The 5,366-nt window shown below is 47.0% G+C and carries 4 protein-coding genes; all 4 read left to right on the top strand.

The annotated features are described in order from the left end of the window. Positions 1–327 (top strand): surface lipoprotein assembly modifier (locus B3D59_RS00415; protein WP_286817111.1); only part of this gene is annotated, 327 nt, incomplete at its 5' end. 12 nt (positions 328–339) lie between these two features. Further along, positions 340–1,131 (top strand): polysaccharide biosynthesis/export family protein, encoded by a 792-nt coding sequence (locus B3D59_RS00410; RefSeq protein ID WP_286817110.1) that lies wholly within the window; start codon positions 340–342, stop codon positions 1,129–1,131. A gap of 2 nt (positions 1,132–1,133) precedes the next feature. Continuing rightward, positions 1,134–3,341: a GumC family protein gene (locus B3D59_RS00405; RefSeq protein WP_286817109.1), complete on the top strand. Its 2,208-nt coding sequence runs from the start codon at positions 1,134–1,136 to the stop codon at positions 3,339–3,341. A 20-nt stretch (positions 3,342–3,361) separates the two neighbouring features. After that, the coding region (locus tag B3D59_RS00400) for an O-antigen ligase family protein (RefSeq protein ID WP_286817108.1) at positions 3,362–5,366 on the top strand (2,005 nt) is incomplete at its 3' end.

Raw genomic sequence — 5,366 nt, 5'->3', positions numbered from 1 at the left:
GCTATCCAGGCCAATGCCTACAGGATGTTCAACGAGTCTGACATGGCATCTGCATCAGGCTATTATAATACCGGCATTGATGTGGGACTGACGCAAAAATTTACTGAAAAAATATCAGCTACATTGAATATGACTTATGAAAAACACGAGTACAACCAAAGTGACCGGGAGGATGATTACATCAGGCTCGGTCCTGCAATGCGGTGGACTCCCAGGGAATGGGGCTTTTTTGATCTTGCATACTACTGGACCAATAAAGATTCAAATGAAAATTATTACGATTACACCAGCAACATGGTTATACTTAAATTCACCGCGACCCTTTAAAAAATGAATATAATGAATCTCTTACACCGGTTTGTTTTTGTCTTTTTGGTTGCGCTGATTCCCTTTACCGCATCTGCCCAGGATTACAGCGTCGGGGAGGGGGATATACTTGAAATCAGAGTATATGAAAATGAGGATCTGGATACAACGTCACGTGTGTCATCCGAGGGGACCATCCGGGTCCCCTTGATCGGTGAGATCCGTGTTGAGGAGATGACCGTATCCCAAGTGTCCACCCTTATTGAAAAAATGCTGGCTGACGGGTATCTGGTCTCTCCTCAGGTGGATGTGTTTATTAAAGAGCATCGAAGCAAACAGGCGGTGATTCTGGGCCAGATCCATAAGCCCGGCCAATATGAGGTACGGGGGCAGGTCACGTTGCTTGAATTCATATCCACGGCCGGAGGAGTGACGGATGATGCCGGGAGCACGGCAATCATTAAAAGAACGGGCGAGGGTGTGGATCAAAAAGATAAAATAGTCATTAATCTTGAAAATCTCATTGAAAAAGGCGACGCCTCGTTGAATATTAATATCCAGGGTAATGATTCAATTTATATCTCCAAGGCAGAGACCTATTATGTGTCAGGGGAAGTGAACAAACCTGATTCCTACAAATACGAAACCGATGTGACGGTGATCAAGGCGGTGACCATGGCCGGCGGTTTCTCCAAAATTGCCGCAAAAAATAAAGTCAACATTATTCGTACCGTTAACGGGGAAAAGCAAATTTTTGAACGGGTGAACATGGACGAACCTGTGCTTCCCGGTGATGTTATCGTTGTTCCCGAAGGCTTGTGGTAAATATGACAGAAAATATTCAGGAAAAAGAAATTCATCTCAAGGACTATCTAAGGGTCCTTAAAAAGCGCCGCGGCACCATCATTACCTTTTTTATACTGACATTTGTAACGGTTATCATTGCAACATATACGGCCACGCCGATGTTCCGGTCCGGCACCAAGGTCATGATCGAAAAGAACACCAGCTCGGACCTGAACTCGGCATACCGGTATACCCCCTATGATCCGGAATTTTTGGAAACCCAGTACCAGCTTATCAAGAGTGCGGCTGTGGTGGAAAAAGTGGTCAATAACCTGGGGCCTGAAAAATTTTACGATCTTATCTTTAAACCCGATGAGAAGCCCTCTTTGATTGCAATTGCCAAAGCCTGGGTTAATGATCTGGTTGTCGATATTAAAGATGTTCTAGGAATTGACCGTCTGCTCAGCTCAGAAGATGAAGAGGTTTCCGGCGAATCCGGCATTGAGACAGTTCCCCTGACCAAGGCTGAGCAATTGGAAGAAGTCATTAAGAATGGGATTTCAGCTGAACCGGTATCCAACTCCAGGGTGGTGCAGATCAGTTTTATGGCCGACAATCCTGCCGTAGCCGCCAAAATTGTTAATTCCGTTGCCCAGGCCTATATTGAAGAACTGGTGGGGATGCAGATGGAGGCGTCCGGGTACAGTATCGGTTGGATGAAAAAAAAGGCCGATCTCCAGAGAAAAAGCCTGGAAGAGTCCGAGCGGATTCTCCATGCCTATAAAAAAGAACACGATATTATAACGATTGAAGACAGATTGACGGTGTTGCCCGAAAGACTTTCCGATCTGTCCAGAAAAATGACCCAGGCTGAAACAGAGAGAAAAGAACTTGAATCTGTTTACAGCCAGGTTAAAAACATATCCAGAGATAATTTGGAAACCATCCCTGCCATTGTAGAAAATACTTCTGTGGATTCCATCAACAGGGCCATACTTGCTGCTGAGCAGAAAATATCCGAACTGTCGAAACAATACGGTTCTAAACATCCCAGGATGATGACGGCGAAAAACGAACTCGCTGATCTGAAGAAAAAGAAATACACGGAACTGAACAAGGCGGTGCAGACCATTAAAAACAAGTACCAGCTTGCCATATCCAATGAAAAGAGCTTCAAAGAACTTTTGGATCAGAGCAAATTCCAGACATCGCAGCTTGGGGAAAAGTCCATCCAACTTGAAATCCTGAAAAGAAAGGTTGAAACCAACCGCTTTCTTTACGATGCACTGATCAAAAAGATAAAGGAAGAAGGAATCACCGAGCAGAGCCAGTCTGTCAATGTCTGGGTCATTGAAAAGGCAAGGGTTCCTGAGTTTCCGGCAACGCCTAATAAGAAGAGAAATATTCTGCTGGGGCTTATTTTGGGGCTTTTCGGCGGGATCGGTCTTGCTTTTTTCCTGGAGTACCTTGATACCACCATTAAAACGCCCGAGGATATTGAAGAAAAATTTAATATTCCAGTGATTGCAACCGTGGATCTTTTCAAAAATAAGGACAAAACGATTGTCGAACATGTGTTTGATGATCCCTCTTCCATGGTGTCGGAAAATTTTAAAAGCATGCGGACATCCATTCTTCTCTCTTCACCAGACCATCCTCCTAAAACCATACTGGTTACGTCCATGACTTCGGGTGAGGGCAAGTCTTCTGTCTGCGCCTGCCTGGCATCAGCCATTGCCCAGACCGGTAAAAAGGTGTTGGTGATTGACGGTGATATGCGGCGGCCCACCCAGCATAAAATTTTCGGGTTGGATAATTCAGCCGGGTTGAGTTCGCTGTTAGCCGGCATGGATGTGTCAGGAGATGCGCTGATCAACAGGAAAGTTGATGCCACCGGACTTATTGACATCATTACCTCCGGTCCCATTCCGCCCAACCCTTCCGAACTGTTAAGTTCAACCATGGCCGGGACACTGATCAATAAGGCAGCCGGGTCCTATGATTTCATCATCGTGGACACACCGCCCCTGGCCAGTGTCACCGATCCTCTGATCACGAGCCGGCATGTGGACGGAGTGATTATTGTGACCTGGGCCGGGAAAACCAATTATGAATTGATGGGAAAAGGAATACGGCAGTTCAAGGATATCTCCGCTCCGATCATGGGTGTGGTACTCAACCGCTTCAGTGCTAAAAAGAGTGGATATTATTATAATTACGGAGATTATTACTACGCGTCGGAATCCTGATCTGATGATAGAGATTTGATTTGAAAACAGCTCGCTTTTCTATTTTTTTTCTGATTTTCTTTACGCCTCTGGCCTTTGGTACCAAGGAACCATGGTCATACGGGATCATGGAGGGGATGATTGGTGCAGGGCTGTTTTTTTTTGCCCTGGCCGTGATTAAAAAACAGGTGCAGCCGGTTGAGGTACCGGCACTTGTGCCCCTGCTTATTTTCCTGGTTTATATCCTGTTCCAGGTGGTGCCCCTGCCGCCTGGAGTGGTCAAATTTCTTTCCCCCCATGCCTATGCCATCCATTCCAGGGCATATGAACTTTTTGATGCCCAGGGGTGGATGACCCTCTCCATTCATACCCAGTCCACGGTGTTCCAGTTTTTCCGGTATGCCTCCTATACCGCTTTTTACCTCCTTACCATCCAGGTATTAAAAGAAAAGGGGGCACTTCAGTCCATTGCTTTGTCCATTGCAGCATACGGCGGACTTCTGGCTTTATCATCCATTCTTCAGCTTTACCTGACCGAGGATATGGCCCTTTGGTTCTGGTACACCCCGGAAAATTCCATGGTCATGGGGCCCTACAGCAACCATAACCATTATGCAGGGCTAATGGAAATGATTTTTCCACTGGTGCTTGGACTATTCTTTTTTTACCGGCCCAGGATCGGGGAGACCTCTTTTATCCGGGGGATCATTGAAATCCTGAACCAGGAAAAGGCCAATATTCATATTCTTATCGGGACCTCGGCCTTACTGGTCATTGTCTCTATTTTTGTGAGCCTCTCCCGGGGCGCCATCATTTCTACCTGTCTTGCGTTATCCGTATTTTCCTTTTTGCTCATAAGGCGTAAAACGAACCGGAGAAACAGCCTGTTAATCATTGGTGTGATTATGGCTGTTGCCCTTGCCATGGGATGGTTCGGGTGGGATCAGGTGTTTGATCGGTTTGCCAAGATGAAAAATCCCGAAGGCGTTCTGTATAATACCCGGCTTGAATTCTGGAAGGACAGTTTTCAGATTATCAAGGATTTTTTTCTGACAGGGGCGGGTTTTGGCGGGTTTGTTCACATCTATCCACCGTATAAGAGTCTGATTGACAACCGGGTGCTGAACTATGCCCATAACGATTATATCCAATTGCTGGTTGAAGGCGGGATTATCGGGTTTTCAATTATTGCCGTTTTCATGGCTGTCTTCTTTTTCAAGTCCTTCAAGGCGTTTTCAAAACGGCGGGACGCCCTTTGTGTTTATCTGTATATGGGCAGCATCACCGGGATGGTCTCCATCCTTTTTCACAGTTTTACGGATTTTAATCTGCATATCGGGGCCAATGGCCTGTGGTTTGCTTTTCTGGCCGGACTTGCGGTTTCCGCCGCCAATACCAATATCCGGGGACAGCACAGCCCGACAAGACTGGTTTCTGTTGAGGGAATCTTTAAGCGTCGGGTGTTTACCGGGGTTTCCATGGGGTTCGTGGTTGCCGTGGCACTCTTCCTGGTCTCTCATCTGGGCGGTGTCTTTTATCTGGCCCATATCAAAGATAAAGTGATTACGTCACAAACCAGCCGGGCGGAGCTTGATGCCATCCAATCGATTGCACGGACGGCTTCGGCATTTGATCCGCTGCTGTCACGGTCCAGGTATTTTGAAGCGGTTGCCGCGATTCGCAAAAATAACATGGATCAGGCCGAACTCTTGTTTCGAACCGCAATCCATCTGGCGCCTTTAAATTCATGGTATTTGATGCGGTTCGGACGCTTTGCCGCCCGTAATGGGCAGGCGGAAAAGGCTGAAACGGCATTTTCCCTGGCCGTTCAATACCGGCCGACCCTGCCGGCATACACCCTGCAGTACGGTACCTGGCTGCTGTCAACGGATCGGATTGATCAGGGGCTTGCCCTGTTAAAGACCACCCTTGAGCTTGATGATGAATACTCGGATACGGTCATTCGAACCCTTCTTGTGGCCAATGTGGACCATGAAAGGATATTGACGGCCATTCCAAGAGCCCCAGGCCCCATGTTTGCCTATG

The organism is Desulfobacter sp. UBA2225 (genome assembly GCF_002348205.1).
GTDB classification, from domain to species: Bacteria; Desulfobacterota; Desulfobacteria; order Desulfobacterales; family Desulfobacteraceae; genus Desulfobacter; species Desulfobacter postgatei.
The sequence above is the reverse complement of the archived record's forward strand: the minus strand, read 5'-3'. Positions and strand labels throughout refer to the sequence as shown.